This is a genomic window from Rathayibacter sp. VKM Ac-2762 (assembly GCF_009866585.1).
In the GTDB taxonomy this organism is placed as follows: domain Bacteria; phylum Actinomycetota; class Actinomycetes; order Actinomycetales; family Microbacteriaceae; genus Rathayibacter.
The window spans coordinates 3,282,008-3,307,797 of sequence record NZ_CP047419.1 but is presented as its reverse complement, the minus strand read 5'-3'; the positions used below and the strand labels follow the sequence as shown (position 1 = coordinate 3,307,797).

Here is a 25,790-nt window from a genome sequence, read left to right as displayed (position 1 = left end):
CCGGCCCCGCGTCAGTACGTCTCGCGCAGGCGCTCCTGGTCGACCACCGCTCCGCGGTCCGCGAGGCGGCGCAGGCCCGCGAGGGGCTGGGCCATCCGGTGGTTGCCGCGGAGGACCGGCTCGGCCCGGTCGAGGAAGGCCCAGTACCCGGCGGTCACCGGGCAGGCGTTCTCGCCCAGGCGCACCTTCGGGTCGAAGCGGCAGCCGCCGCAGTAGTCGGACATCCGGTTGATGTAGGCGCCGCCCGAGGCGTACGGCTTCGTCGCGACGACGCCGCCGTCGGCGTGCTGGGACATCCCGATCACGTTCGCGGGCATCACCCACTCCGTGCCGTCGACGAAGACGTCCACGAACCAGTCGTTGAGCTCCGCCGGATCCCACCCCCGCTGCAGTCCCCAGTTGCCGAGCACCATCAGGCGCTGGATGTGGTGCGCCCAGCCGTGCCGGTGCACGTCGTCGAGCGTCTCGTGCAGGCAGTTCGCCTCGATGCCGCTCGGGTCGAGCGCGAGCAGCCCGGCGGGCAGCGGCGTGGAGGCGCCGAGCGCGCGGCTGCGGTTCCGGTACTCCGGCCCGAGGTGCCAGAACAGGTTCCAGACGTAGTCGCGCCAGCCGAGGATCTGGCGGATGAACCCCTCCGTCGCCGCGATCGGCGCGCCCCCGGCGGCGTACTCCGCCTCGGCCGCCTCGACGACCGTCCGCGGATCGAGCACGCCGAGGTTCATCGGGGCGCTGAGCAGCGAGTGCGCCATCGTCCAGTCGCCCGAGAGCATCGCGTCCTCGTAGGTCCCGAAGTCGCCCAGGCGCGACGACACGAAGTCGGCGAGCGCCGCCTCGGCCTCGGCGGGCGTCGCGGCGAATCGGCGCGGACCGTCGGCGCCGACCAGGCGGACCGCCCCCTCGGCCTCCCAGCGCGCGAGGTCGGCGCGCACCTCCTCGTCGATGTCGTCCTCCTCCGGCCACCACGGGTCCGGCAGGCCGAGCCGGGAGGCGCCCTTGGGCGGAGGCTGGCGGTTGTCGTGGTCGTAGTTCCAGCGGCCGCCCTCGGGCTGGTCGCCGCGCATCAGCACGCCGGTGCGCTCGCGGCTCCACCGGTAGAAGTCCTCCAGCAGCAGGCGCTTGCCCGAGCGGGAGAGCGCCCACTCGCGGAAGTCCTCCTCGGCCGTGATGAAGCCGCGGCCGGGCAGGACGCTCATGCCGAGCCTGCGGGCGAGGCGGCGGCCGCCGCGGGTCGGCGGGTCGATCACCTCGAGGTCGTCGCGCCCGGCGAGGGCCTCGCCGAAGGTCTCGGAGCGGACGTACTCGGCGCGGTCCCCGAGCTCGCGGGCGCGGTGGCGGAGCGCCGACAGCAGCAGTTGCGCCTTGGCGCGGTGCATCGGGCGGCGCCCGAACGCCGATCGGGCCTCGACCAGCAGCATCGGACCGCCGTCGTCGAAGGCCGGTCCGAGCTGGCCGATGACGCTCCAGCGGGTGCGAGGGGGTCTGCTCATCCTCGGAGGCTAGGCGGGCGGATCCGGCACCGGTAGGAGTTGCGCGGCACGGATGTGCAGCCGCCACGTCTTGCACCCCCGCCCCCGATGCAGAAGTCTCGGAGCGAGCGCGGTCGATCCGACCGCGCACCGACGCGACGAAGCGAGGAGGCCGCCATGGCCCACCACGACCACGACAACGAGCACCACGAGGGTCACGAGCACCACGACCACCACGAGGGTCACGACGAGCACGCCGCCGGCCACGGCCGTCACGTCGCCGAGGGCACGAGCACCGAGGACACCGAGGGCGGCGAGTACACCTCGACGGAGGGCGTCTCGCACACCGCCGGCGAGGCCGAGGGCAGCTACGTCGACACCTCGGTCAACGAGCAGAGCACCGCCGACAAGGGCAGCTACGTCGACACCAGCGCCGCGGGCACCTCCGCCGAGGGCGAGGGCGAGTACACCGACCGCGACGAGTGACCCGCGCCCGGGCGCCGCGCGTCCCGCCGGGACACCGCGCTCCGGCCGGTGTCCCGGCGGGGAGCCGGCGCCTCGGCGGGACGCGGTGGTCCGCCGGCGCTTCAGGCGGGCTTCAGCGGGGCCGCGGCTAGCCTGGGCTCGCGCGGACCCCCGCGCGCCGAGCCCTGGGGAGGCCGCCATCCGCATCCTGGTCGTCGACGACGAGATCAACCTGCTCCGCGCCCTCGAGACGGGCCTGGAGGCCGAGGGCTTCGCCGTGGACACCGCCACCACCGGCACCGACGCCCTCTGGTACGCGCAGGAGGCCGACTACGCCGCCATCGTCCTCGACCTGATGCTCCCGGACGTCAGCGGCTTCCGCGTCTGCGAGCGGCTGCGCGCCGCCGAGGACTGGACTCCGATCCTGATGCTCACCGCGAAGGACGGCGACCTCGACCAGGTCGAGGCCCTCGACACCGGCGCCGACGACTACCTCACCAAGCCGTTCTCGTTCCCGGTGCTCGTCGCGCGGCTGCGCGCCCTCATCCGCCGCGGAGCCGCCGAGCGGCCCACGGTGCGCGTCGTCGGCGATCTCGTGCTGGATCCGGCGTCCCGGAGCGTCGAGCGGGGCGGAGTCGCCGTGCCGCTGACCGCGCGCGAGTTCAGCGTCCTCGAGTACTTCGTCTCGCGGGCGGGCGAGGTCGTCTCCAAACGGGACGTCCTCGGAGCCGTCTGGGACTTCGACTACGACGGCGACCCGAACATCGTCGAGGTCTACGTCCGCACCCTGCGCAACAAGATCGACCGGCCCTTCGGCCGCGACACCCTCCGCACCCGGCGCGGGGCGGGCTACACGCTGGTGGCCGGGTGAGCCGCCGGAGCCTGCGGACCCGCATCACCGCGGCCGCGACCGCCGTGGTGGCCGCCGCCGCGCTCCTCGGGAGCGTGCTCTTCGTCCTGGTCCTCTCCTCCGTGCTCGCCTCGAGCGCCGCCTCCGCCGCCGACGCCGAGGCGGAGCGGGTCGCGGCGCTGGTCGAGCAGGGCGGCCCGGAGGCCGTCCGCGGCTCGGAGGGACTGGTCCAGCTCGTGGTCGACGGGCGGGTGACCGCCGCGGGCGAGGACGCGGAGGACCTCCCTCCGCTCGCGCTGGCCGAGAGCGACGACCCGGTCACGGTCGACGTGGACGACGAGGGGGCGGTGGTGGTCGCCGCCCGCGAGCTCGACGACGACTCCCTCGTCGTGGTCGGCGTGCCCGACGAGGGCCGCGAGGAGGCGGTGTCCACGACGATCGGGCTGCTCGCGGTCGCCGTCCCGCTGCTGATCGCGCTGGTGGCGGTGGTGTGCGCCGGCGTCGTCGGCCGGGCGCTGCGCCCCGTGGAGCGGATGCGCGCGGAGGCCGAGGCGGTCACCTCCTCCGCCCTGGACCGCCGGATCGCCGCTCCCGGCTCCGGCGACGAGGTCGACCGGCTGGCGCACACCCTCAACCGGATGCTCGATCGGCTGCAGAGCGGGCAGGAGCGGCAGCGGCGCTTCGTCTCGGACGCCTCGCACGAGCTGCGCTCCCCCGTCGCCGCGCTGCGCCAGACCGCGGACGTGGCGCTCGCGCACCCGGACCGGCTCGACTCCGCCCGGCTGGCGAGGACGGTCGCGGAGGAGTCGGTGCGGCTCGGCGGGCTGATCGAGGGCCTGCTGCTGCTCGCCCGGGCGGACGAGGCGCGCCTGGCCGTGGCGGCGGCTCCGGTGGACCTCGACGACCTCGCCCTCGGCGAGGTGCGGCGCCTGCGCGACTCCGGAGTCCGGGTCGACGCGAGCGGGATCTCGCCCGTGCAGGCGGTGGCCGACGAGGCCCTGCTCTCGCGGGCGCTGCGGAACCTGGTCGACAACGCGGTGCGGCACCGCTCCTCGCAGCTGGCGCTCTCGACCCGGATCGACGGAGCGGAGGCGGTGCTCGCGGTGGACGACGACGGGCCGGGGATCCCGGCGGCGGAGCGCGAGCGGGTGCTCGAGCGCTTCGTCCGCCTCGACGAGGGCCGGGCGCGCGACGCCGGAGGGTCGGGCCTCGGCCTGGCGATCGTCGCCGGGATCGCCCGGGCGCACGGCGGACGGGTCGTCGTCGGCGACTCGGCGCTGGGCGGCGCCCGGGTCGAGGTGCGGGTGCCGCTCGTCCGCTGAGCGGGCGCTTCAGGCCTCCTTCAGCGCCCGACCGCGAGAGTGCTGGAGGCGTCGACGAGCGGCGCCGGGACGGAGCCATCGTGCAGAAGAAGACGAAGATCATCGCCGGGATCGCCGGAGCGGTCGTGCTGATCGGAGCCGGGACGGGCATCGCCTACGCCGCGACCGACGGCTTCGAGGGATCCGACTCCCTCACCGGCAGCGACCTGGACCGCGCGAGCGAGGCCGCGCTCGCCGAGATCGGCGGCGGGACCGTCACCTCGGCCGAGCGCGACGACGACGGCGCCACCGGCTACGAGCTGGACCTGACCGACCACGCCGGCCTCGAGTACGAGGTGCGCCTCGACGACTCCTTCGCCGTCCTGTCCGTCGACCCCGACGACCGCGCCCTCCAGGCCGGCTCCGACGACGACGGCGTGCCTGCCGGCGACCCGACCGCCGCCGCCGTGGACCCGGACGACCTCACCGGCGACGACCTGGCCCGCGCGAGCGAGGCGGCGCTGGGCGCCGTCGGCTCCGGGACCGTCACCGAGGCCGAGCGCAGCGACGACGCCGACCACGCCTTCGAGGTGGAGGTCACCCGCGAGGACGGCACGGACGTGGACGTCGAGCTCGACGCGGCGTTCGCCGTGCTCTCGACGCAGGAGTAGCGCTCTAGCGGCCGCCGGGGCCCTTCGCGGCCCCGGGCGCGGCACCGCTGCCCGCGGGGGCGCCGACGCCGGTCGCCGCACCGCGAGCGCCGGGGCCGTTGCCGTTGCCGCCCGCGTTGCCGTTGCCGTTGCCGTTGCCGTTGCCGGGAGCGTTCCCGCTGTTCCCGGGTGCGTCGCCGCTGTTCCCCGGAGCGTCCCCGCTGTTCCCCGGAGCGTCCTCGCCGGGAGCGGCCGGGGTCTCCTCCGCGGGCTCCTCCGGCTCGGTCGGCGTCTCCTCCGGCTCCGACTCCTCGGGCGAGGGGGCGGGGTCGTCCTCGGTCTCGACGGGGGCCGGCGTGTCCTCCGGCTCCTCCTCGACCGGGGTCGTCTCCTCGGGAGCCGGTTCGGTCGTCTCGGCCGGCGCCGGCTCCGGGGCTCCCGCGATCAGGGCCTCGAGGTCGCCGCGGACGACGTCGACCTGCGCCTGCACCGTCGCTGCGCGGTCGGAGCTGACGGATTCCTCGGCGAGCGCGGCGTCGAGCGCCGACTGCAGCGAGGCGAGCTCGGTGAGAGCGCCCTGGTAGTCGTCGGCCGAGGCCTTCTCGGCGACGGCCACCACCGCGTCGTCGAGGGTCTGGGCGGTGCCCTCGTCGATGCCCTGCGGCGCGGAGGAGCATCCGCTCAGCAGCAGGACCGAGGCGAGCACGGCGCCGGCGGCGCGCAGTCGGAGGCCCCTCACGAGCGGATGCTCTCGCGCAGCTGACGGAGGTGGTCGCCCAGCTCGCCGTCCACCTGCGGCAGAGGCGACTGGGGACCGTCGATCAGGATGATCGCGAGCCCGACGGCGACCGCGACCAGCGCGAGCACCAGCACGATCAGCCACGGGCTCGGGCCGCGGCGCTGCGGAGGGGCGGCCGCGGAGCGGAGCGGAGCCGTGCGCGGCGCTGGAGCGGTCCGCGGCGCCGGAGCGATCCGCGGTGCCGGAGCGATCCGCTCGGTCGCGGTGAAGCGCTGCGTCGGAGCGATCGCCTCCGTGGCCGGGTACGCGTCGGCCGCGAGCCGACGGGTCGGGTCGAGCGCCTCCGTCCGCGTGATCGGCTCGGTCTCGGCGAGCGGCTCCGTGGACATCACCCGGGTGGCGGGGACGTCGGGGACGACGATGGCCGCCGGCGGGGAGTCGCGCCGCGGATCGATCAGGCGGCGTGCCGACTCCGCCACCTGCAGCGCGGCGGGACGCTCGCCGGGCTCGCGCCGCGTCATCGCGGTCAGGAGCGAGGTCCAGCCGCTGCCGAGCGACTCCGAGACCTCGGGGTCGCGGAGCAGGCGGGCGAGCGTGACCTCGATCGCCGAGCCCGTGAACGGGCGGCGGCCGGTCAGCGACTCCAGGAGCACCAGGCCGAGGGAGTAGATGTCGCTCGCCGAGGTGACCGGGTCGCCGTGCGCCTGCTCGGGGCTGAGGTAGGCGGCGGTGCCGATGAGGGTGCCGGGCGCGGTGATCCGCGTCGCGTCGATGAGGGAGGCGATGCCGAAGTCGGCCAGCTTCGGGCGGAACTCGCGGCTGGTCAGCGGGCTCGGGACGAGCAGCACGTTCGACGGCTTCACGTCGCGGTGCACGACTCCGGCCGCGTGGACCGTGTGCAGGGCCTCGCCGAGGTCGCCCGCCATCGAGGCGACGTCGTTCGGCGCGACCGGGCCCTCGGCGAGCCGCTCGGACAGGCTCGGGCCCTCGGCGAGCTCCATCACCATGTAGGCCTGGCCGTTGGTGTCGTCGCCGCCGTCGTGCGCGTCGTAGAGGGTGACGAGGGCGGGGTGGTTGAGCGCCGCGAGCAGCCGGATCTCGGACGCCTTGCGCTGCAGGTCCTGGGCGTCGTCGATGCCGGGGGCGAACATCTTCAGCGCGACGGAGCGGCCGAGGACGCCGTCTCTCGCCCGGTAGACCGTGGCCATGCCGCCGCGGCCGATGAGCTCCTCGATCGTGTACCGGCCGTCGACGGTCGTCCCGACGATGCGGGTGTCGCCTGTCCGGTGGGATGCCACAAGTCCTCCTCGCGGTCGGCGGCGGGTGTGCCGCGCCCCCCGGTGCGACCGTCGACCCAGGGTAGTACGTCGACCCTGCACGCCGCCCTCCCCCGGCCGGGCTGTCAAGCGGGTGCCCCCGCTCGCGCCCCGACGTAGCGTCGGAGGTCCCGACGAAAGGCGACGACATGGACCAGGACCGCACGGAGCAGGACGACCAGGGCTCGACCATCGGCAAGCCGGACGGGGCGGCGCCCGCCACCTCCTCCGAGAGCGAGACCATCGAGAAGGACATCTCGGAGTCGCCCGGCAGCGAGCGCGAGACCGAGGCCAAGCAGGACTCGGACCCGGCGGAGAGCCGCACCGAGGTCTCCGGCTCGGCCGAGGTGAAGGCCGTGCCCGGCACGGGCGGCCCGGACGACGTGGGCGACGTCGAGGTCGACCCCGACGAGGTCTCGCTGAACGGCAAGCCGTTCCCGGGTCACGCCGGCACGAAGTAGGACGCCCGGGAGGGGCGGGGCCGCGGCTCCGCCCCTCCCGGGCTCTCCGGTCCACCCACCACCCGTCGTCCGCCCTCGCCCGGAGGTTCCGCGGACCGCGCGGATCGTCCCGCGCCTGTCAGGCGAGCGGCGTCAGGCGACCGGCCTTAGGCGACCGGCGTCAGCAGGCCCGGGTCGCGGCGGTCGACGGCGCGGGAGTTGTTCACGCGGCGGTCGACCGGGTGGGCCGTGACGGTCGAGGCCATCGCGACGGACGCCCGGTCGAGGGTGGCGAGCATCTCCTCGGCGGAGGCGAGCGGAGCCGGGTCGAGCCAGGCGTCGCGCACGTCGGGCGTCAGGAACACGGGCATCCGGTCGTGCACCTCGCCGGAGGCGTCGCGCGCCTCGCGGGTGATGATCGTGAAGGAGACGCGCCAGTCGTCGCCCTCCTTGCGGGCCGTGTAGAGGCCGGCCGCGGCGAGGATCGGCTCCTCGCCCTGCAGGAACCAGGGCTGCTTGCCGTCGGCGCGGGTCTCCCACTCGTAGTACCCGCGCATCGGGACGATCGCGCGCTGCTTGGCGAACGCCCCGCGGAACAGGCCGTTCGTCGCGACCGACTCGAGGCGCGCGTTGATCGGCGAGGGCCCCCTGCCCTTCGACCAGGACGGGGTGAAGCCCCAGGAGGCGAGCTCCAGCTCGCGCTCCCGCTCGCCGTCGTGGAGCCGCTCGCGCACGATCGGCGCGACGTCGGTGGGAGCGACGCTGTAGTCGGGCGCCCAGTCCTCGGCGCGCCCGCCCGCGGCGACGAACTCGCGGATCAGCTCATCGGTCTCGGAGTCCATCGCGAAGCGGCCGCACATGCGGGACAGGCTACGCCGCACCTCCGACGCCGCGCGAGGCGCCCGGTCCGACCACCCGGGACTTCGCGGACCAGAAGCGCATCAGCGCGCCGGCGAGGATCGAGCCCAGCGCGCCGGCGGCGAGGTCGCCGAGCGTGTCCTCGTAGCCGACGAAGATCGAGGAGTCGATGAAGCGGTGCCCCGCCCACTCGCCCCACTCCCACAGGACGCCCGCCGTCGTCCCGAAGCAGGCGCAGAGCACGACCGCCGGGAGCAGCGGCCCGCGATCGCCCGCGACCGCCGGCACGACTCCGGCCCGCGCGGCGACGATATAGGCCACCGCGGCGATCAGCCCGTTGAGCACGCAGTGCACGACCAGGTCCCACTGCGGCCAGGCCTCGTAGAGGCCGAGGACGCTGCTCCAGGACGCCACGAGCAGCGCGAGCCCGAAGAGGGCGTCGAGCGCCGGACGGATGCCGAGGAAGCGCGGCAGCACCAGCCCGATCGCCGCGAGCGCGAGCACCGCCACGTCGACCAGGTCCCAGCCGATCGCGGCCGCCACGATGCTCGCCGCCCCGATCGCGCGGATGCCGTCGGCCGTCCACTCCCCGCGGGTGCGCGGGGGCTCGAGGAAGGTCTCGACGAGGGCGGAGCCGCTCACGGGTTCGTGAAGCGCAGCACGGCCTGGACCGGCTCGTGGTCGGAGGGCGCCGCTCCCCCGTAGCGGACGGCGTTGATCCCCGCGGAGACGACCTCGAACGCGCCCTCGCTGACGAGCAGCCAGTCGATCCGCTTGCCCGGCGCCGGCGCCCGGTAGTTCGAGAAGGTGCTCCACGAGTGGGTGAGGTGCTTCTCCGCCGTCTCCCACGCGTCCGCGAGGCGGCCCTCGTCGAGGATCGTCCGGTAGGGGACGGTGTCGACGTCGGTGTTGGTGTCGCCCATCACGATCGCGGGGCGTCCGAGCTCGAGGACGCGGCGGGCGATGAGCTCGGCGGAGCGCTGGCGCGAGCGCCGCGAGATGTGGTCGAAGTGGGTCGAGATCACGGTGAGCTCGCGGCTGGTCGCGTGATCGGTCAGCTCCGCGATCACGGCGGTGCGCGGGATGCGATTGCCCCAGCTGCGCGAGCCGGCGACGTCCGGGGTGTCCGAGAGGGCGATCTGGGTCCAGTGCCGGACGGCGTAGCGGCTGCGGTCGACGAAGAGCATCACGCGCTCGCCGCCGCGGTCCGCGTCCCGGCCGAAGCCCATCGCCTCGAAGGAGGAGCCCAGCGCCTCGTGCACGGCGGCCGACTGATCCGGCAGCGCCTCCTGCACGGCGAGGATCGAGGGGCGCTCCTGCTCCAGCACCCGCTGGACGAGCGGGCGGCGCCGGTCCCACTGGTCGACGGCGCGGGAGGTGAGGCGCGGCATGCGGCGGCGGATGTTGTAGGTCATCACGTGCAGATCGGGCGCCTCGGTCGGGCCGATCAGAGGCGTCGCGTCGGTCATCACTCCACCCTACGGGGGCGGATCGAGGTGCCACGGAGGCTTGCGGTGACCGCTCCCGGCCGCTCTACTTCGGACATGCCCCTCTCCCAGGACCTCTCCGCTCTCGCCGACGAGCGCTTCGTCTCGCTCACCACGTTCCGGAAGTCCGGGGACGCCGTCTCGACCCCGGTCTGGATCGCCCGCGACGGCGACGAGCTGATCGTCACCACTCCCCGCCGCAGCGGCAAGGTGAAGCGCCTCCGCAACGACGCGCGGGTGACCCTCGTCCCCTGCGACCGCCGCGGCCGCGTCTCCGACTACGCGGTACCGGTCGAGGCCGCCGCGGAAATCGACGCCGACCCCGGCCAGGTGGAGCGCCTCGGCCGCGTGTTCCTGGCGAAGTACCGGCTCGAGTACCGCGTGTTCCTCCTGATCGAGGGCCTGGTCACCCGGGCCGACCGCACCCGCGTGATGCTCCGCGTCTCCGACCGCTGACCCGGCACCGCCCTACACCCCCGGAGGCTCCCGCCGGAAGGCCTGGGGGCCGCCGGTCCCGGGGTCTACCGTGGGGCGATCGCCGGTGCCCCTGCGCGCTTCCCGCGCGCGCTCCGGCGGCAGTCAGAAGGAGCACGCAATGAGCATCGGAGCAGGGATCTTCCTCCTCGTCGTCGGCGCGGTCCTCGCCTTCGCGGTGGACGTGCAGGTGTCCGGGATCGACCTGAGGCTGGTCGGCTACATCCTCATGGCGGCCGGAGCGGTCGGCCTGATCCTCGGGCTGGTCCTGCTGACGCGCCGCCGCCAGGCCGTCTCGACCACGCGCTCGGCCGTCGACCCGGCCAGCGGCGAGCAGGTCACCCGCCGCTCGAGTGAGAGCGACGGCCCGCTGATCTGATCGGCGGAACGACGAAGGGCGGGACCTCGCGGTCCCGCCCTTCGTCGTTCACGGCCCTACTCGGCGGGCTCGTCCGGCTCGCCGCCGGAGACGGTGTCGGTGTCGCCGCCACCGGAGGAGGTGTCCGTCCCGGTGCCGTCGGGGAGGTCCTCGGTCTTCTCGGTGTCCTCACCCGTGGTGCGGTCGGTGCTCATGGCGCTCTCCCTTCGCGTCGGCGACCTGCCGACCCTCCCACTCTGCTCCGCCCGCGCCTCGCGGGGCAGGGGGTAGCGGAGGCGGAGGCCGGCGTGGAAGGCGCCTACTCCTCGACGACGATGGTGGTGATGACCGGGTTGCGGCGGTGGCGGCGGGTCAGCCAGCGGCCGAGGGTGCGCGTGATCAGCGCCTCCATGGCCTCGAGCTCGACCGGCTTGCCCGCGGCCTGCAGGACGGCGTCGTCGATCGCCTTGCTCGCGTTGGCCTTCCAGCCCGGCTCCTCGACGAAGCCGCGGGTGAAGAACTCGACCGGCTCGCCGAGCGTGCCGCGGTCGAGGTCGGCGATGGCGAGGACCGTGATGGCCCCCTCCTCGGCGAGGACGATGCGGTCGTTCATCGCGTCCTCGGTGGCGACGCCCATCGTGGTGCCGTCGACCAGGATCTGGTCGGCCGGGATGCGCCCGCTGATGCGCGAGCGGCCCTTCACCAGGTCGATCGAGACGCCGTCCTCGATGACGAAGACGTCCTTCTCGTCGATCCCGGTGCGCGTCGCGATCGCCGCGTTCGCGGTGAGGTGGCGCCACTCGCCGTGCACGGGGAGCACCGCGGTGGGGCGCAGGATGTTGTAGCAGTAGGCGAGCTCGCCCGCGCTGGCGTGGCCCGAGACGTGCACCTTGGCGTTGCCCTTGTGCACGACGGTGGCGCCCCAGCGGGTGAAGGCGTTGATGATCCGGTAGATCGCGTTCTCGTTGCCGGGGATCAGCGAGCTGGCCAGCAGCACGGTGTCGCCGGGGCCGATGTCGATAATGTGGTCCTTGTTGGCCATGCGCGAGAGCGCCGCCATCGGCTCGCCCTGCGAACCGGTGCAGATCATCACGATCTCGGTCGCGGGGAGCTTCTCGAGCACCTTCATGTCGACGACGAGGCCGGCCGGGATCTTGAGGTAGCCCAGGTCGGCGGCGATGCCCATGTTGCGGACCATCGAGCGGCCGACGAAGGCGACCTTGCGGCCGTGGCGCTGCGCGGCGTCGAGGACCTGCTGGATGCGGTGCACGTGGCTCGCGAAGCTGGACACGACGATGCGGCGCGGCGCGGTGCGGAACACCTGGTCGATCGCGGGGGCGAGGTCGCCCTCCGAGATCGCGAAGCCGGGGACGTCGGCGTTCGTGGAGTCGACCAGGAACAGGTCGACTCCCTCGTCGCCGAGGCGCGCGAAGCCGGGGAGGTCGGTGGTGCGCCCGTCGAGCGGGAACTGGTCCATCTTGAAGTCGCCCGTGTGCAGCACGAGGCCGGCCTCGGTGCGGATCGCGACGGCGAGCCCGTCCGGGATGGAGTGGTTCACGGCGAGGAACTCGAGGTCGAAGACGCCGGCGTCGATCCGGTCGCCCTCCTTCACCGGGCGCGTGCGCGGGGTGATGCGGTGCTCCTGCAGCTTCGCGCTGATCAGCGCGAGGGTGAAGGTCGAGGCGATGATCGGGATGTCGCCGCGCTCCTTGAGGAGGTAGGGCACGCCGCCGATGTGGTCCTCGTGGCCGTGGGTGAGGACGATGGCCTCGATGTCCTTCAGGCGCGAGCGGATCGCGGCGAAGTCGGGGAGGATCACGTCGATGCCGGGCTGGTTCTCCTCGGGGAAGAGGACGCCGCAGTCGACGATGAGCAGCTTGCCCTTGTGCTCGAAGACGGTCATGTTGCGGCCGATCTCGCCGAGGCCGCCGAGCGGGGTGATCCGCATGGCGCCCTTCTCGAGGGGCTTGGGCTTGGGGAGCTCGAGGTGGTGGCGGGCGGGCTTGGCGGTTCTGGCGTTTCTCATGCGGTTCTTCCGGGAGGGAGTGGCTGGACGCGGGCGCGCGGCGCAGGGTCCGACCGCGCGCCCGGTCGGGCCGCGGTGATGTGTCGCTCCGGCGCTGTGAGCGCTGTCGGGAGCGGGTGGAGGTGTGCGGGACGGGGCCGGGCGGGGCCGCTCTCAGCGGGCGGTGCCGTCCGTGCGGCGCGCTCTCGCGCACCGACCGTCCCGTACATCCTGCCAGCGTTCCCTGGGTCGCGGGTCCAGGAGGCGGGATCCGGGCCTCGCAGGCGCTCAGGCGCGCGCGTCCTCCGGGGTCTCGGCGGCCTCCTCCGCCGCGCGGAGCACGCGCAGGGTGTTGCGTCCGGCGAGGTCGAGCAGCTCCGCGTCGCTCCAGCCGCGGTCGGCCAGCTCGGCCAGCAGGCGCGGGTAGCCCGAGACGTCGCCGAGCCCCTCGGGCAGGTCGGCGACGCCGTCGAAGTCGCTGCCGAGGCCCACGTGCCGGGACCCGACGGCCTCGCGGGCGGCGTCGACGTGGTCGGCGACCTGCGCGACGGTGACGAGCGGCGCCGGGTGCGCGCGGCGCCACTGCTCGAAGGCGGCGAGCGCGGCGGGCTCGGCCACCGGGAACGCGGCCCGGTTCGCCCGCGCGGCGTCCTCGGGCGCCTCGGCGGGGCGGGGGGCGCGGGGCCAGGGCATCGACGTGGTGATCCCGAGCCCGGCGCGGGCTGCGTCCGCCTCGGCCGACCAGTCGGCGAAGGCGCGCGAGACGAACTGCGCGACGAAGGCGATCTGCAGCACTCCTCCGTTCGCGGCGAGCGCCGCGAGAGCCCGGGCGGAGACGTTGCGCGGGTGGGCGGCGACGTCCGCGACTCCGGAGTGGGAGTAGAGGACGGGAGCGGAGGTGGCGGCGAGCGCGGCGAGCTGGGTGCGCTCGGAGGTGTGCGAGAGGTCGACGACGACGCCGAGCCGGTTCAGCTCGCGCACGACGGCCACCCCGTCCGCCGTGAGCCCGCCCTCGACCGGGGTGCCGGTGGCGGCCTCCGCCCAGTCGAGGGAGCTGTTGTGCGTGAGCGTCATCGTCCGCACGCCCAGCCGGGCGAGCATCCGGAGCACGCCGAGGGAAGAGGCGACGGAGTGGCCGCCCTCGATCCCGAGGAAGGAGGCGATCCGGCCGGAGGCGACCGCCTGCTCCGCCTCCCGCACCGTGGTCACGATGCGTAGGTCGCGCGGGTGGGCGGCGGCGAACCGGTACGCGGCGTCGATCTGCTCCAGCGTCGCGGCCACCGCGTCGCCCTCGCTCTGCAGCGCCGAGACGAAGACCGACCAGACCTGCGCCGAGACGCCTCCCGCGCGCAGCCGCGGCAGGTCGGTGTGGAACTCCGGGCGGGGCCGGTCGAAGCCCTCGACTCGGTACCCCTCGTAGCGCCGCAGCCCGCAGAGCAGGTCGTTGTGCGTGTCGAGCAGCACCTCGCCCTCGAGGAGCCGGCGGAGGCGCTCGGCGCTCACGCGACGTCGTCGGTGGGGATCGGCCCGACGCCGCGCCAGCGGGAGAACACCAGGGTCGTGTAGGTGTCGGCGACCACCGGATCGGAGGTGACGCAGTCGAGGACGAAGTCGCTCAGCTCGTCGGGGCTCGCGGCGACCACCTCGATCAGGTAGTCGTCCTCGCCCGCGACCAGCCACAGGTTCACCACCTGGGGCAGCTTCGACATCGCCTCGGCGAAGCGGGCGTTCTCGGCCCGCGAGTGCTCGCGCAGCTGGACGCGGAGGATCGCGCGGATGCCCTTGCCGAGCAGGCGCGCGTCGACCTCGGCGTGGAAGCCCGAGATGACTCCGCTCTCGATCAGCGCCCGCACCCGGGCCAGCGAGGAGGAGGGCGCGAGGCCGATCCGGTCGGCCAGCTCCTTGTTCGGGATGCGCCCGTCCTGCACCAGGACGTTGATGATCGCGCGGTCGACCTCGTCGAGCCGGACCGGCCTAATTATGTTCGGCAAGGGAGACACCTTTCGCGGGCGTGAGCCGCTTCTGTGCGGCCAGAGTGGGAATCGCTGTACAGGATACAGACCGTTTGCCTCGATGGGCATCGACGTGCAGACTTTCTGCGAGATCACCGAACGCATGCGCCAGTCCCCTCGATGACGCCGCACCCTCCCGACTCCCCCGAGTCTCCCGATGCACCACACACGAAGGGGTACCTCCTCCCATGAAACGGCTCCCGAAGCTCCTGATGGCGGCGGTCGCGATGACCGCGGCCGTCGGCCTGCTGTCCGCCTGCGGCACCGACTCGACGTCGTCGAGCCAGGCCGGCACGTCCTCCCACGTCCTCACTGTCGGCAAGCTGCTCCCCCTGCAGGCCGTCGATCCGCACAAGGTGAACGACGGCATGTCGAACGAGGTGCTCACCGCCGTCTTCGACGGCCTCTACACGCTCGACGCCGACGGCCAGATCGACCCGCTGATGGCGGAGAGCGTCGAGAAGTCCGACGACGGCCTGACCTACACCTTCACGATCCGCGACGCATCGTGGAGCAACGGGACGCCGGTCACCGCGCAGGACTTCGAGTACTCGTGGAAGCGCCTGGTGAACCCGGCCACCGCGGCCCCGAACAGCAACGAGGCGGTCGCCGCCGGCATCAGGAACGCGAACGAGATCGTCAACGAGGGGATGGACTACACCCAGCTCGGCGTCACGGCGCTCGACGACAAGACCCTGCAGGTGCAGCTCGCCGCAGACGTGCCCTACTTCCAGGCGCTGCTGGTGCGGCCGGCGTTCCTCCCGGTGAACCAGGCCTACCTGGAGAGCGTGGGCGACACCTACGGCCAGACCCCCGAGACGACGATCTACAACGGGCCCTTCGTCTGGGACTCGTGGGACTTCGCGAACAACTTCTCGGTCGCCAGGAACGCCGACTACTGGAACGCCTCCGGCATCGACCTGGACGCGATCAAGTGGCAGGTCGTGAAGGACTCGCAGACCGCGGCGCTCCTCCAGGAGAGCGGCGACCTCGACTTCACCGAGATCTCCGGAAGCCTGATCGACCGCTACACCGACTCCCCCGAGCTGACCACGGCGCTCGAGGTGCACATGTGGTACTTCTACCCCAACCTCCAGAACCCGGCGCTCGCGAACGAGGACATCCGCACCGCGCTGGCCACCTCCTTCGACAAGGAGGCGCTCGCCGACGAGGTGCTGAAGAACGGCGCCCAGCCGGCCGACTACTTCGTCGGTCAGAACCTGGCGGTCGGACCCGACGGGAAGCAGTTCCGCGACACGGGCGGCAGCTACCTCGCCTACGACCTCGACGCGGCGCAGGCCGCCTGGACGAAGGGCCTCGCCGCCCTGGGCACCGACTCGGTGAGCCTCACGCTCTCGTACTGGGACGACGAGGCCTCGATCGCGCAGGCCGAGTACGTCGCCTCGCAGTGGGAGGCGAACCTGCCCGGTCTGAGCATCGAGCTCACCAGCCAGCCCAAGGCGACGGCGAACGAGCAGGCCACGGCCGGCGACTTCGACCTCTACCTCTTCCGCTGGGGCCCCGACTACAAGGATCCGATGGCGTTCCTGGAGCTGCTGTCCTCCACCTCCGCCCGCGACTTCGGCGGCTATGCGAACCCGGAGTACGACTCGATCATCGCCGCGGCCCGCACCGCCGACATGCTCTCCCAGCCGGAGGCGCGCTGGCAGAGCCTGCACGACGCGGAGGACATCCTGATGGGCGACGTGGCGGTGATCCCGACCGTGCAGAACGGCATCGCGATGCTGATCAACCCCGCCGTGCAGGGCATGGAGGTCCGCAACGTGAGCCTGACCTGGAACTACCGCCTCGTCACGAAGGACGACTGATGCAAACCACCCCCCGAGAGGAGACGGCACGATGACCGCGACGAGGACCCTGCGCGAGCTGATGGAATCCGGGAGCGTCCTGGCCCCCTGCGTCTTCGACTGCTCCTCCGCCCGAGCGGTCGAGCTGGCCGGCTTCGAGGCGATGCTGCTGAGCGGATCGGAGGTGTCGATGTCGATGAAGGGCATCCCCGACCTCGGACTGCTCTCGCTGGAGGAGCTCCTCTGGGCGGTGGAGCGGATCGTCGACATGTCGCCGCTGCCGCTCGCGGTCGACATCGAGGACGGCTTCGGCGCGAGTCCCCTGCAGGTCTACGAGACCTGCAGGCGGGTGGCCAAGGCCGGCGCGATGGCGGTGCTGATGGAGGACGAGTTCGAGCCCGGCTACGCCCGGGACGTCTCGGCCGACAACATGATCCCCCGCGAGGAGTACTACGCGAAGGTGCGGGCCGCCGTCCGCGCAGTCGAGGGCACCGACTGCATGGTGATCGCGCGCAGCAACTACGGCAGCGCGAACCTGGAGGAGGGCATCCAGCGGATGATCGACTGCGTCGCCCTCGGAGCGCACGCGACGGTCGTGGTCAACGTCACGACCCTCGCGGACGCCGCCGAGGTGGCCCGCCGGGTGCCGGGGCTGAAGATGTTCGCCGACATCAACGCCAAGCGCGGCCTCGAGCAGATGTCGTTCGCGCAGCTGGCGGAGCTGGGCTTCCAGCTGGTCACGATGCACTTCACGATGAAGGCGTCCATGGCCGGGATGATCGAGGCCGGCCGGGCGAACCTCGCCGAGATGGGCAACACCTACTCGAACGAGCTGATGCCGGAGGAGTACCCGGGCCACAGCGGCATGGCGTTCTTCGCCGCGCAGGAGCTGCTCGACCTCGAGTCGGAGTTCTCGGGCCGCGTCCAGTCGTTCAACGACCCTCGGACCGTGCACGCGGCCCCGGCCGGCTGAGCGCGACCGCACCTCTGCAGGGCCGTCCGCCCGCGCCTCGAGCGCGGCGGGCGGCCCTTCGTCGTGCGCGGGGCGCGAGGGGCGCGGCGCCGAACATCGTTCGGCCGAGAGCCCTCACTGCCGCACGCAGCCGAATCCGCTTCGGCAGCAGCGTCGCATCGGCGCTTCTGTTCGGCTGACTTGCCGCTCGCCCGCGTTCTATGCAGACTTGAGCCACTACCACCGAACGACCGAGGCTCCGAAGCCGGATCAACGAAAGAGACTCACTCCCATGACTGAACTGGCACAGACGAGCGGAACCGCCACGATCGGCTCCTCTCAGCCCGACTTCGTCGAGATCGACGGCTTCACGCTCACGATCGAGGACATCGCGCTCGTCGCCCGCGGGCTCTCGGACGGCACGTTCCCCGAGGTCGTCCTCAGCGACGAGGCCCGCCGGGTCACGAACGAGGCCCGCGCCTACGTCGACGAGCACTTCCTCGCCCCCGACGCCCCCGCCATCTACGGCATCAACACCGGGCTCGGCCGGCTGATGGACGTCCGCGTCCCCGCCGAGGACCAGGCCCGCTTCCAGCGCCTGGTCATCAACTCCCACTCCGCCGGCGTCGGCGAGCCGCTCCCTCTCGACGAGACCCGCGCGCTCCTGCTGCTGCGCACCAACGCGATCGCCAAGGGCATGTCGGGCGTGCGGATCGAGTGCATCGACCGCCTGATCGCGATGCTCAACGCCGACGTCCTCCCGGTCATCCCGGGCCAGGGCTCGGTCGGCGCCTCGGGCGACCTCGCCCCCCTCGCGCACATGGTCAGCGTGATGGTCGGCCACGAGAAGGCCGAGGCCTACCACCGCGGCGTGCGGATGCCCGCCGTCGAGGCCCTCACGGCCGCCGGGCTCGCCACCGAGTTCGAGCTCAAGCCCAAGGACGTCCTCGCCCTGATCAACGGCTCGACCATCTCGCTCGCCACCGCCTGCCTCGCCCTGCACGACGCGTGGAGCCTCACCCGCCAGGCGGACGTGGCCCTCTCGCTCTCGCTCGAGGCGATCCGCGGCGAGCTCGACGCGTTCGACGAGCGCATCCACCTCGCCCGCAACGCCCCCGGCCAGGTCGACGTGGCCGCGAACGTCCGCGCCCTCACCGCGGGCAGCGAGCGCACCGTCGAGGAGGCGCGCCGCCTCCGCCTCCCGGACGAGCAGCGCGTCGGCGGCGTCTACAAGCCGCGCGTGCAGGACGCCTACTCGCTGCGCTGCGCGCCGCAGGTGCACGGCACGACCCGCGAGTCGCTCCTGTTCGCGCAGACGCTGCTGGTGCGCGAAGCCAACGCCGCGACCGACAACCCGCTGGTGCTCCCGGACGGCGAGGGCGGCTACGACGTCCTCTCCGGCGGCAACTTCCACGGCGAGCCGATCGGCGTCGCGGCCGACCTCATCGCGATCGCGGTCGCCGAGATCGGCGCCATCTCGGAGCGCCGCTCGTTCCGCCTCACCGATCCCAACCTCAGCTACGGCCTGCCGCTCAACCTCGTCGGCGGCCAGCTCGGCCTCAACACGGGCTTCTCGATCGTGCACTGCGCGGCGGCCGCCATCGCCTCCGAGAACAAGGTGCTGTGCTTCCCCTCCGTCGTCGACTCGATCCCGACGAAGGCGAACCAGGAGGACCACGTCTCGATGTGCACCTTCTCCTCGCGGAAGGCGCGCAGCATCATCCACAACACGCAGGTGATCCTCGGAGTGGAGTTCATCCTCGCCACCCAGGGCATCGACCTCGCGTCGCCGCACCTGGAGGACCGGGCGCTCGGCGAGGGCAGCACGGCCGCCTACGAGGCGGTCCGCTCGATCGTGCCGATGACCCGCGAGGACATCTACCAGTCGGAGCAGATGATCAACGCGCAGGCGATGGTCGTGCTCGGCACCGTCCTCACCGCCGTCGAGGCGCGCATCGGAGCCGTGCGGTGACCGCGGGCGGGACGGTCGTCCACGGCCGCGTCGTCACGCCGGGCGCCGTGATCGAGGACGGGGCGGTGGTCGTCGAGGACGGCCGCATCGCCGCCGTGCTCGGCGGACGCGAGGCGGCGCGCGCCCTCACGGAGGCCTCGGTCGTGATCGGCGGCGCGGGGATGCTCGTCCTGCCCGGCGCGGTCGACGCGCACGTCCACGCCTTCTCGGAGCCGGCCGAGACGTTCACCGGCGCGACCTCGGCCGCCGCCGCGGGCGGGGTGACCACGATCCTCGACATGCCCTACGACGCGGGCAGCCCGGTGAACACCGCCGCCGCCGTCGTCGCCAAGCGCGAGCGCCTCGAGCGCGAGGCCGTCGTCGACGTCGCCCTGCACGGCACGGTCCGCCCCGGGGACGGCGCGCGGGACGTGGCCGGGATGATCGACGAGGGCGTCTGCGGATTCAAGGTCTCGCTGTTCGAGACCGACCCGATCCGCTTCCCCCGCATCCCCTCCGACCAGCTGCTCGAGGCTTTCGCGATCATGGCCGACCGCGGCGTCCGCGTCGGCGTGCACGCGGAGGACGGCGAGATCATCGGCGCGCTCGTCGCGGCGGCGAGGGCCGCGGGCCGCACCGCCCCCCTCGACCACGTCCGCAGCCGCCCGCCCGTGTCCGAGACCTCCTCGGTGGCGCTCGGGCTCGAGCTCGCCTCTGCGGCAGGCGTGCCCTTCCACATCTTCCACGCGAGCCTCCCCGGCACCGTCGAGCTCGTGACGGCGAGCGCCGCCCGCGGGCTCGACGCGACGCTGGAGACCTGCCCGCACTACCTCGTCCTCACCGAGGACGACATGGAGCGGCTCGGCGCGCTCGGCAAGATCAACCCGCCGCTGCGGACCGCCGAGCACGCCCGCGGGATGTGGGAGGCGCTCGCCGACGGCCGGATCGGCCTGGTGACCTCCGACCACGCGCCGTGGCCGCTGGCGAAGAAGAGCGCCGACGTGATCTTCGACAACGCCTCCGGAGCGCCCGGCGTGCAGACCCTGCTGCCGATCGTGATCGGCGCCGGCTACCTCGGCGGCCGCCTCTCGCTGCTGCGTGCCGCAGAGGTCCTCGCGACGAACCCCGCCCGCGCGTTCGGCCTCGGGCACCGCAAGGGCGCGATCGAGGCGGGCCTGGACGCGGACTTCGCCGTCGTCGACCCGTCCGGCACGACCGTGATCGACGACACCCCGATGCTCTCGACCGCCACCTGGAGCCCCTACGCCGGGATGTCCTTCCCCGGCCGCCTCGAGACCACCGTCGTCCGCGGCACCCCCGTCTTCAGCCGGGCCGAGGGCCTGCTCGCGGAGCCGGGCGACGGACGCTTCGTCGCGAGGGCCGCCTGATGGGCGAGCAGTCCCTCCGCGCCTTCGTCGACGCGCTGCCCGCCGACGAGCTCGTCACCGTCGAGCGCACCGTCGACGCCCGCTTCGAGCTGGCGAGCGTGCTCGCGCTGCTGGACCGCGGCCCGGCCGTGCGCCTGACCTCGGTCGCCGGCTCGGCCCACCCGGTCGTCGGCAACGTGCTCTCCAGCCGCGAGCGGATCGCCCGCGCCGTCGGCTGCCGGGTCGACGAGCTGCTCGACCGGCTCACCGCCGCGGTCGCCGACCGCACCCCGGTGCGCGTGGTCGAGGACGCTCCGGTGCAGGCCGTGCGCCTGCCCGCCGCGTCCGTGTGGGAGGAGGTCGTCGCTCCGGTCTGGTTCGAGAAGGACTCCGGCGGCTACCTCACCGCCGGGCTCATCGTGGCGTTCGACCCGGTGACCGGGCACCGCAACGCCTCCTACGCGCGGATCAAGCCGCTCGACGCGACCACCGGCTTCGTCGGAATCGCGCCGAACCACCACCTCACCGCGCTCTCGCGCTCGGCCGCGGCCGTCGGCGGGCTCCCCGTCGCCGTGGTCCTCGGCGCGCACCCGGCCGTGCAGCTCGCCGCCTGCTGCTACCTCGCCCTGGGCGACGACGAGCTGGAGCACGCCGCGCACCTGCTCGGCGAGGAGGTGCGGGTCGCGCGGGCCACGACGAGCGACGTGCTCGTCCCCGCCGACGCGGAGATCGTGATCGAGGGGATCCTGCACGCCGACCGGCCGGTGCACGAGGGCCTCGTGAACGAGTACCACGGCATGTACGAGGACTACGGCGACGGGATCACCCTCGAGGTCACCGCCGTGACCCGCCGCGAGTCCCCCGAGGTCCAGGTGATCCTGCCCGGCCTCTCCTCGGAGCACAGCTACATCGCGGCGCTGCCCATCGCCGCCGGCATCCGGCACGCGCTGCGGAACGTCGGCTGCGACATCGTCGACGTGGCGGTCACGCACTCCGGCGGCGGCCGGGTCGACGTGGTGGTCGCGATCGCGAACGGCCGTCCGGGCACCGCCAAGCGCGTGATGTTCGGCGCGTTCGCGGCCGTCAGCATGGTCAAGCAGGTCACCGTCGTCGACTCCGACGTGGACGCCTGGGACATGGAGCACGTGCACTGGGCCCGGACGAGCCGGATGCGGTGGGACCGCGACCTGATGCTGGTCGACGGGGTCGCCACCGACCGCAACGTGCCGATGCAGGTCGGCGGCACCGTGACGAAGGTCGGGATGGACGCGACCCGCAAGGAGGGCGACCGCGCGCTCGGCGCCGAGCTGGCCGTCCCGCCCGGGGACGTCCTCCGCCGCGTGCGCGACGCCCTCGTCGCCGACGGAGTCGCCCTCCGCCCCGCCGTCGTCGTGCACGGCTCCCTGGCCGACGACGGGGAGGACCCGCGATGACCCCCGACGTGCGCTTCCCCGACGCCGGCCGGCTGGCCCTCGACCTCGACGAGATCGCCGGCCTCGTCGACTCCTCGCGCCCCGGCTGGAGCCGCGTGGCGATGACCGAGGTCGACACCGACTCCCGCCACTGGGTCGCCGAGCGGATGCGCTCCGCGGGCCTGGAGGTCCGGATCGACGGGATCGGCAACGTGATCGGCACCCTCGCCGGCACGGGAGCCGCCCGCCGCGCGATCGTGATCGGCTCGCACACGGACACGGTGGACGGCGGCGGGCGCTACGACGGCGTCGTCGGCGTGCTGGGCGCGATCGAGGTGGCGCGCCTGCTGCAGGAGTCGGGGATCCGGCTCCACCACGACCTGCGCGTCGTCGACTTCTACAACGAGGAGGCCAACCGCTTCGAGCTCTCCTGCCTGGGCAGCCGCGCGCTGGCCGGCTCCCTCACGGGCGAGCACCTCTCGGCGACCGACGACACCGGGCGCACCCTCGGCGCCGCCCTGGGGGCCGCCGGATGGTCCGACCCGCTCTCGGGCACCCGCTGGAGCCCCGACGAAGTGCTCGGCTTCCTCGAGCTGCACATCGAGCAGGGCCCGGTCCTCGAGCGCGAGGGGCTGCCGCTCGGAGTCGTCACCTCGATCGCGGGCATCTCGCGGTTCCGCACCCTCTTCTCGGGCCGCCGCGACCACGCGGGCACCATGCCGATGGCGCTGCGGCACGACGCCGGCTGCGCCGCGGCCGGAGTGGTCCTCGCGGTCGAGCGCATCGCCTCCCGGGCCGCGGAGGCGGTCGGCACCGTCGGCTCCGTCACGTTCACTCCGGAGGCGACCAGCGTCGTCACCGAGAGCGCCCTGGTCACCGCGGAGTTCCGCAGCCCCGACCCCGGCTGGTTCACCCTCGCCCGCGAGCAGATCGCCGAGGCCGCGGCCTCCGAGGCGGCGGCGCGCGGCCTCGGCCACGAGGTGACCTGGCTGCCCTGGGAGCGCCCCACGGCCATCGACCCCCGCCTCGCGGACGGCATCGGCCGCTCCATCGAGCGCCTCGGCCACCCCGCCGCCCGCCTCTACAGCGGAGCCGGGCACGACGGGGTGCAGATGGCGAGACTGGGACCCATCGGCATGATCTTCATCCCCTCGCAGGACGGCCGCAGCCACTGCCCGGAGGAGTACACCGGGATCACGGACATCGCGGTGGGCGTGCACGCGCTCGCGCAGTCCGTGCTCACCCTCGACAAGGAAGGCCTCGCATGAACCGCACCCGCCAGGAGCCCCCCGGCCGCGTGATCGTCGCCATCACCGGCGCCTCCGGAGTCGGGATCGGGGTCCGCATCCTCGAGCTGCTGCGGATGGATCCGGGGCTGCGCAGCGACGTCATCGTCTCGAAGGCGGGCGCGATGACGCTCGACCAGGAGTGCGGCCTCACCCAGAAGCAGGTGGAGGCGCTCGCCGACACGGCCCACCGGCCCGCGCACATCGGCGCCTCCATCGCGTCGGGGTCCACGCCCGCCACGGCGATGGTGATCGCGCCCTGCACGATCAAGACCCTGAGCGGCATCGCCTACGGCCTCGCCGACAACCTGATCACGCGGGCGGCCGACGTCTGCCTCAAGGAGGGCGTGCCGACGCTCCTGATGGTGCGGGAGTCGCCGCTGCACCGCGGCCACCTGGCCGCGATGGACGCGGTGGCCCGCTCGGGCGGCATCATCGCGCCGCCGGTCCCCGCCTTCTACACGCGGCCCGCCTCGGTGGAGGAGATCATCGACTCCCTCGCCCGCCGCGCCCTGGTGCGCGTGGGGCTGACCCAGTTCCACGCCCGCTCCTGGGCCGGCATCCCCGAGGACGGCGAGCGCGCCGTGCTCGCCGAGGGGTCGAGCCGGTGACGAAGTACGTCGCCACCCGGCTGCTCACCTCGGTCTTCACGATCATCGCGATCGCGATCGTGATGTTCGCGCTGCTGCAGCTGCTCCCGGGCTCGCCCTTCAACAGCGAGAAGCTCGACGCGGTGCAGAAGGCGCTCCTCACGCAGAAGTACGGGCTCGACGAGCCGGTGCTGCTGCGGCTGGGCACCTACCTGGTGAACCTCGCCCGCGGCGACTTCGGCATCTCGTACAACCTCATCCCGGACTTCCCCGTCTCGGAGATGCTCGGCAGCCGCCTGCCCGTCACGATCCGCATCGGCCTGCAGGCCCTCGTCCTCGGCGTGGCGCTGGGACTGCTGATCGGCATCGTCTCGGCGATCCGCCCGCGCGGCTGGTTCGACAACCTCTCGACGTTCGTCTCGGTGATCGCCTTCAGCGTCCCGTCGTTCGTCATCGCGCTGCTGCTGGTCTACTTCGTCGGCTTCGAGTGGAAGCTGCTGCCGATCCGGTACTCCGAGTCGGACCCCTTCACCTCGAGCGTGCTGCCGACGATCTCGCTCGCCGCCTACGTGATGGCGGTGACCGCCCGCTACGCCCGCTCCGAGATGCTCGACTGCCTCGAGAGCGACTACATCCTCCTGGCGAAGGCGAAGGGCATCGGCCCCTCCAAGGTGATCGGCCGGCACGCGCTGCGCAACACCCTGGTCTCGATCATCACGGTGCTCTCGCCGCTGCTGATCGGCCTGATCACCGGCTCCGTCGTCATCGAGCAGATCTTCGGAGCGCCGGGCCTGGGCCAGCTGCTGCTCACGGCGATCCAGAACGTCGACTACAACATCGTCATCGCGATCAGCCTCGTCTACAGCATCATCTACATCCTCGTGATGCTGCTCGTCGACGTGCTCTACGGACTGATCGACCCCCGCATCCGACTGGCAGGACAGGCAGCATGAGCGACCGCGTCTCCCCCACGGCCGGCCTCGACGCCGGCGTCCCGCCCGAGGGCCTGCGCCTCGTCTCGCCGGGCAACCGGCCCGCCGGGCCGCCGACCACCTCCACCCGCATCATCCGCGGCGGCGGCCGCGACATCGCCCGGCGCTTCCGCGGCAACTGGCCGGCGATGGTCGGCCTGGTGCTGCTGGTGGTCATCGTCGTGCTGAGCCTGGTGGTCCCCTTCTTCCCCGCAGCCGGAGGAGGAGCGGACGTCGGCTCGCGCTTCCTCCCGCCGCGCGTGCCGCTGCTCGAGGGCCTCGGGATCCTCGACGGCACCCGCGACGGCCAGGACGCGTACGCCGCGGCGGGCCTACCGCCCGGCACCTACTTCCTCTTCGGCACCGACGAGCTGGGCCGCGACGTGTGGTCGCGGGTCTGGAGCGGCACCCGCGTCTCGCTCCTGATCGCCGTGATCGCCTTCGCGATCGACGTCGTCATCGGCATGACCTACGGCCTGGTCTCGGGCTACTTCGGCGGTCGCACCGACTCGGCGATGCAGCGCGTGGTCGAGGTGCTCTCCGGCATCCCGCAGCTGGTGATCGTGACGCTCTTCGTGGTCGCCGTCGGGCCGGGCATCGGCGCCATCGTCTTCGGCCTGCTGCTGAGCAACTGGCTGGCGATGAGCCGCGTCAGCCGCGCGCAGGCGCTGCGCCAGAAGACGGAGGAGTACGTGCTCGCCTCGCGCACCCTCGGAGCGCGGGACAGCCGGATCGTGTTCGTCGAGATCCTCCCGAACATCATCGGCCCGATCGTGACGATGAGCATGTTCTCGATCCCGTCGGCGATCTTCACCGAGTCGTACCTGTCGTTCGTGGGCCTGGGCGTCCAGGCGCCGATGGCCTCGCTCGGCTCGCTCGTCAGCGTCGGCTACAAGTCGTTCCTCTCCTATCCGTTCCTCGTGATCGTCCCCGTGGTCGTGCTGGGCCTGCTCATGGTGGCGTTCACGCTCGTCGCCGACGGGCTGAAAGAGGCCACCGATCCGCGACTGTCCCACTCGAGAGGCCACTGAC

General features: G+C 73.0%; 26 protein-coding genes. 16 read left to right on the top strand and 10 right to left on the bottom strand.

What is annotated here, in order from left to right:
* Nucleotides 1-11: 11 nt before the first annotated feature.
* On the bottom strand, nt 12-1,487 hold the full coding sequence (locus GTU71_RS15520; protein ID WP_159940937.1) for a cryptochrome/photolyase family protein: 1,476 nt from the start codon (nt 1,485-1,487) through the stop codon (nt 12-14).
* Between the two features lie 156 nt (nt 1,488-1,643).
* Between GTU71_RS15520 and GTU71_RS16350 the strand changes: the two genes are divergently transcribed.
* From GTU71_RS16350 to GTU71_RS15500, 4 genes are all read left to right on the top strand, one after another.
* The gene (locus tag GTU71_RS16350) at nt 1,644-1,952 is read left to right on the top strand and encodes a hypothetical protein (RefSeq protein ID WP_208543601.1); all 309 of its coding nucleotides are present in this window, start codon (nt 1,644-1,646) and stop codon (nt 1,950-1,952) included.
* 178 nt (nt 1,953-2,130) lie between these two features.
* Nucleotides 2,131-2,802 carry a response regulator transcription factor gene (locus tag GTU71_RS15510; protein WP_104222956.1) on the top strand — a complete coding sequence of 224 codons (672 nt, stop codon included), beginning with the start codon at nt 2,131-2,133 and terminating at the stop codon, nt 2,800-2,802.
* Complete coding sequence (locus GTU71_RS15505; protein ID WP_159940935.1) at nt 2,799-4,103, top strand: ATP-binding protein; 1,305 nt, start codon at nt 2,799-2,801, stop codon at nt 4,101-4,103. Before GTU71_RS15510 ends, GTU71_RS15505 begins: the two co-directional genes overlap by 4 nt.
* Before the next feature lie 80 nt (nt 4,104-4,183).
* The gene (locus GTU71_RS15500; protein ID WP_159940933.1) at nt 4,184-4,753 is read left to right on the top strand and encodes a PepSY domain-containing protein; all 570 of its coding nucleotides are present in this window, start codon (nt 4,184-4,186) and stop codon (nt 4,751-4,753) included.
* A gap of 4 nt (nt 4,754-4,757) precedes the next feature.
* Here GTU71_RS15500 and GTU71_RS15495 read toward each other — a convergent pair whose 3' ends face one another.
* Nucleotides 4,758-5,471, bottom strand: coding sequence for a hypothetical protein (locus tag GTU71_RS15495; protein WP_159940932.1), 714 nt, complete (start codon nt 5,469-5,471; stop codon nt 4,758-4,760).
* Nucleotides 5,468-6,769 (bottom strand): serine/threonine-protein kinase, encoded by a 1,302-nt coding sequence (locus GTU71_RS15490; RefSeq protein ID WP_159940930.1) that lies wholly within the window; start codon nt 6,767-6,769, stop codon nt 5,468-5,470. Before GTU71_RS15490 ends, GTU71_RS15495 begins: the two co-directional genes overlap by 4 nt.
* A gap of 167 nt (nt 6,770-6,936) precedes the next feature.
* On the opposite strand from GTU71_RS15490, the gene GTU71_RS15485 reads away from it, so the two are divergent.
* Nucleotides 6,937-7,248, top strand: a complete 312-nt coding sequence (locus tag GTU71_RS15485) for a hypothetical protein (protein ID WP_104222919.1) — start codon at nt 6,937-6,939, stop codon at nt 7,246-7,248.
* 146 nt (nt 7,249-7,394) lie between these two features.
* Here the strand turns inward: GTU71_RS15485 and GTU71_RS15480 are convergent, their stop codons facing one another.
* Genes GTU71_RS15480 through GTU71_RS15470 form a run of 3 tightly spaced genes read right to left on the bottom strand, consistent with a single transcriptional unit; the run spans nt 7,395 to nt 9,554 of the window.
* Nucleotides 7,395-8,087 (bottom strand): SOS response-associated peptidase, encoded by a 693-nt coding sequence (locus tag GTU71_RS15480; protein WP_159940928.1) that lies wholly within the window; start codon nt 8,085-8,087, stop codon nt 7,395-7,397.
* A 10-nt stretch (nt 8,088-8,097) separates the two neighbouring features.
* Nucleotides 8,098-8,727 carry a hypothetical protein gene (locus GTU71_RS15475; protein WP_104226114.1) on the bottom strand — a complete coding sequence of 210 codons (630 nt, stop codon included), beginning with the start codon at nt 8,725-8,727 and terminating at the stop codon, nt 8,098-8,100.
* Complete coding sequence (locus GTU71_RS15470; protein WP_104283121.1) at nt 8,724-9,554, bottom strand: endonuclease/exonuclease/phosphatase family protein; 831 nt, start codon at nt 9,552-9,554, stop codon at nt 8,724-8,726. The genes GTU71_RS15475 and GTU71_RS15470 overlap by 4 nt, the downstream gene beginning before the upstream one ends.
* A 75-nt stretch (nt 9,555-9,629) precedes the next feature.
* Between GTU71_RS15470 and GTU71_RS15465 the strand changes: the two genes are divergently transcribed.
* Both GTU71_RS15465 and GTU71_RS15460 read left to right on the top strand, forming a co-directional pair.
* Complete coding sequence (locus tag GTU71_RS15465; RefSeq protein ID WP_159940926.1) at nt 9,630-10,028, top strand: PPOX class F420-dependent oxidoreductase; 399 nt, start codon at nt 9,630-9,632, stop codon at nt 10,026-10,028.
* Between the two features lie 139 nt (nt 10,029-10,167).
* Entirely contained in the window at nt 10,168-10,425 is a 258-nt protein-coding gene (locus GTU71_RS15460) for a DUF6458 family protein (RefSeq protein ID WP_104262774.1), read from the top strand.
* Nucleotides 10,426-10,481: 56 nt separating this feature from the next.
* On the opposite strand, the gene GTU71_RS15455 is transcribed toward GTU71_RS15460, so the two are convergent.
* The 4 genes from GTU71_RS15455 to GTU71_RS15440 all read right to left on the bottom strand — a co-directional run bounded on the left by GTU71_RS15455 (nt 10,482) and on the right by GTU71_RS15440 (nt 14,400).
* The gene (locus GTU71_RS15455) at nt 10,482-10,619 is read right to left on the bottom strand and encodes a hypothetical protein (protein ID WP_159940924.1); all 138 of its coding nucleotides are present in this window, start codon (nt 10,617-10,619) and stop codon (nt 10,482-10,484) included.
* 104 nt (nt 10,620-10,723) lie between these two features.
* Nucleotides 10,724-12,352, bottom strand: a complete 1,629-nt coding sequence (locus GTU71_RS15450) for a ribonuclease J (RefSeq protein ID WP_208543406.1) — start codon at nt 12,350-12,352, stop codon at nt 10,724-10,726.
* A gap of 345 nt (nt 12,353-12,697) precedes the next feature.
* Nucleotides 12,698-13,912, bottom strand: coding sequence for a dipeptidase (locus GTU71_RS15445; protein ID WP_159940922.1), 1,215 nt, complete (start codon nt 13,910-13,912; stop codon nt 12,698-12,700).
* On the bottom strand, nt 13,909-14,400 hold the full coding sequence (locus GTU71_RS15440; protein WP_208543600.1) for an Lrp/AsnC family transcriptional regulator: 492 nt from the start codon (nt 14,398-14,400) through the stop codon (nt 13,909-13,911). Before GTU71_RS15440 ends, GTU71_RS15445 begins: the two co-directional genes overlap by 4 nt.
* A gap of 209 nt (nt 14,401-14,609) precedes the next feature.
* Here GTU71_RS15440 and GTU71_RS15435 point away from each other — a divergent pair, with 209 nt between their 5' ends.
* From GTU71_RS15435 to GTU71_RS15395, 9 genes are all read left to right on the top strand, one after another.
* The gene (locus GTU71_RS15435) at nt 14,610-16,250 is read left to right on the top strand and encodes a peptide ABC transporter substrate-binding protein (protein ID WP_159940918.1); all 1,641 of its coding nucleotides are present in this window, start codon (nt 14,610-14,612) and stop codon (nt 16,248-16,250) included.
* A gap of 31 nt (nt 16,251-16,281) precedes the next feature.
* Nucleotides 16,282-17,202: an isocitrate lyase/PEP mutase family protein gene (locus GTU71_RS15430; RefSeq protein WP_104284021.1), complete on the top strand. Its 921-nt coding sequence runs from the start codon at nt 16,282-16,284 to the stop codon at nt 17,200-17,202.
* A gap of 271 nt (nt 17,203-17,473) precedes the next feature.
* Nucleotides 17,474-19,153 carry a histidine ammonia-lyase gene (locus GTU71_RS15425; protein WP_104238813.1) on the top strand — a complete coding sequence of 560 codons (1,680 nt, stop codon included), beginning with the start codon at nt 17,474-17,476 and terminating at the stop codon, nt 19,151-19,153.
* Nucleotides 19,150-20,520: a dihydroorotase family protein gene (locus GTU71_RS15420; RefSeq protein ID WP_159940916.1), complete on the top strand. Its 1,371-nt coding sequence runs from the start codon at nt 19,150-19,152 to the stop codon at nt 20,518-20,520. The genes GTU71_RS15425 and GTU71_RS15420 overlap by 4 nt, the downstream gene beginning before the upstream one ends.
* Nucleotides 20,520-21,932: a UbiD family decarboxylase gene (locus tag GTU71_RS15415; RefSeq protein ID WP_159940914.1), complete on the top strand. Its 1,413-nt coding sequence runs from the start codon at nt 20,520-20,522 to the stop codon at nt 21,930-21,932. Before GTU71_RS15420 ends, GTU71_RS15415 begins: the two co-directional genes overlap by 1 nt.
* Nucleotides 21,929-23,179: a M20 family metallo-hydrolase gene (locus GTU71_RS15410; protein WP_159940912.1), complete on the top strand. Its 1,251-nt coding sequence runs from the start codon at nt 21,929-21,931 to the stop codon at nt 23,177-23,179. The genes GTU71_RS15415 and GTU71_RS15410 overlap by 4 nt, the downstream gene beginning before the upstream one ends.
* Complete coding sequence (locus tag GTU71_RS15405) at nt 23,176-23,808, top strand: UbiX family flavin prenyltransferase (protein WP_104238809.1); 633 nt, start codon at nt 23,176-23,178, stop codon at nt 23,806-23,808. Before GTU71_RS15410 ends, GTU71_RS15405 begins: the two co-directional genes overlap by 4 nt.
* Complete coding sequence (locus tag GTU71_RS15400) at nt 23,805-24,740, top strand: ABC transporter permease (protein ID WP_159940910.1); 936 nt, start codon at nt 23,805-23,807, stop codon at nt 24,738-24,740. The genes GTU71_RS15405 and GTU71_RS15400 overlap by 4 nt, the downstream gene beginning before the upstream one ends.
* The gene (locus GTU71_RS15395; RefSeq protein ID WP_104238807.1) at nt 24,737-25,789 is read left to right on the top strand and encodes an ABC transporter permease; all 1,053 of its coding nucleotides are present in this window, start codon (nt 24,737-24,739) and stop codon (nt 25,787-25,789) included. The genes GTU71_RS15400 and GTU71_RS15395 overlap by 4 nt, the downstream gene beginning before the upstream one ends.
* The last annotated feature ends 1 nt before the right edge of the window (nt 25,790 follow it).

Bases quoted from the DNA above. Each gene is read 5' to 3' on its own strand.
- GTU71_RS15520 (WP_159940937.1), bottom strand. From the start codon at position 1,487: ATGAGCAGACCCCCTCGCACCCGCTGGAGCGTCATCGGCCAGCTCGGA.
- GTU71_RS16350 (WP_208543601.1), top strand. From the start codon at position 1,644: ATGGCCCACCACGACCACGACAACGAGCACCACGAGGGTCACGAGCAC.
- GTU71_RS15485 (WP_104222919.1), top strand. From the start codon at position 6,937: ATGGACCAGGACCGCACGGAGCAGGACGACCAGGGCTCGACCATCGGC.
- GTU71_RS15480 (WP_159940928.1), bottom strand. From the start codon at position 8,087: ATGTGCGGCCGCTTCGCGATGGACTCCGAGACCGATGAGCTGATCCGC.
- GTU71_RS15470 (WP_104283121.1), bottom strand. From the start codon at position 9,554: ATGACCGACGCGACGCCTCTGATCGGCCCGACCGAGGCGCCCGATCTG.
- GTU71_RS15465 (WP_159940926.1), top strand. From the start codon at position 9,630: ATGCCCCTCTCCCAGGACCTCTCCGCTCTCGCCGACGAGCGCTTCGTC.
- GTU71_RS15460 (WP_104262774.1), top strand. From the start codon at position 10,168: ATGAGCATCGGAGCAGGGATCTTCCTCCTCGTCGTCGGCGCGGTCCTC.
- GTU71_RS15455 (WP_159940924.1), bottom strand. From the start codon at position 10,619: ATGAGCACCGACCGCACCACGGGTGAGGACACCGAGAAGACCGAGGAC.
- GTU71_RS15450 (WP_208543406.1), bottom strand. From the start codon at position 12,352: ATGCGGATCACCCCGCTCGGCGGCCTCGGCGAGATCGGCCGCAACATG.
- GTU71_RS15435 (WP_159940918.1), top strand. From the start codon at position 14,610: ATGAAACGGCTCCCGAAGCTCCTGATGGCGGCGGTCGCGATGACCGCG.
- GTU71_RS15430 (WP_104284021.1), top strand. From the start codon at position 16,282: ATGACCGCGACGAGGACCCTGCGCGAGCTGATGGAATCCGGGAGCGTC.
- GTU71_RS15425 (WP_104238813.1), top strand. From the start codon at position 17,474: ATGACTGAACTGGCACAGACGAGCGGAACCGCCACGATCGGCTCCTCT.
- GTU71_RS15415 (WP_159940914.1), top strand. From the start codon at position 20,520: ATGGGCGAGCAGTCCCTCCGCGCCTTCGTCGACGCGCTGCCCGCCGAC.
- GTU71_RS15410 (WP_159940912.1), top strand. From the start codon at position 21,929: ATGACCCCCGACGTGCGCTTCCCCGACGCCGGCCGGCTGGCCCTCGAC.
- GTU71_RS15405 (WP_104238809.1), top strand. From the start codon at position 23,176: ATGAACCGCACCCGCCAGGAGCCCCCCGGCCGCGTGATCGTCGCCATC.
- GTU71_RS15395 (WP_104238807.1), top strand. From the start codon at position 24,737: ATGAGCGACCGCGTCTCCCCCACGGCCGGCCTCGACGCCGGCGTCCCG.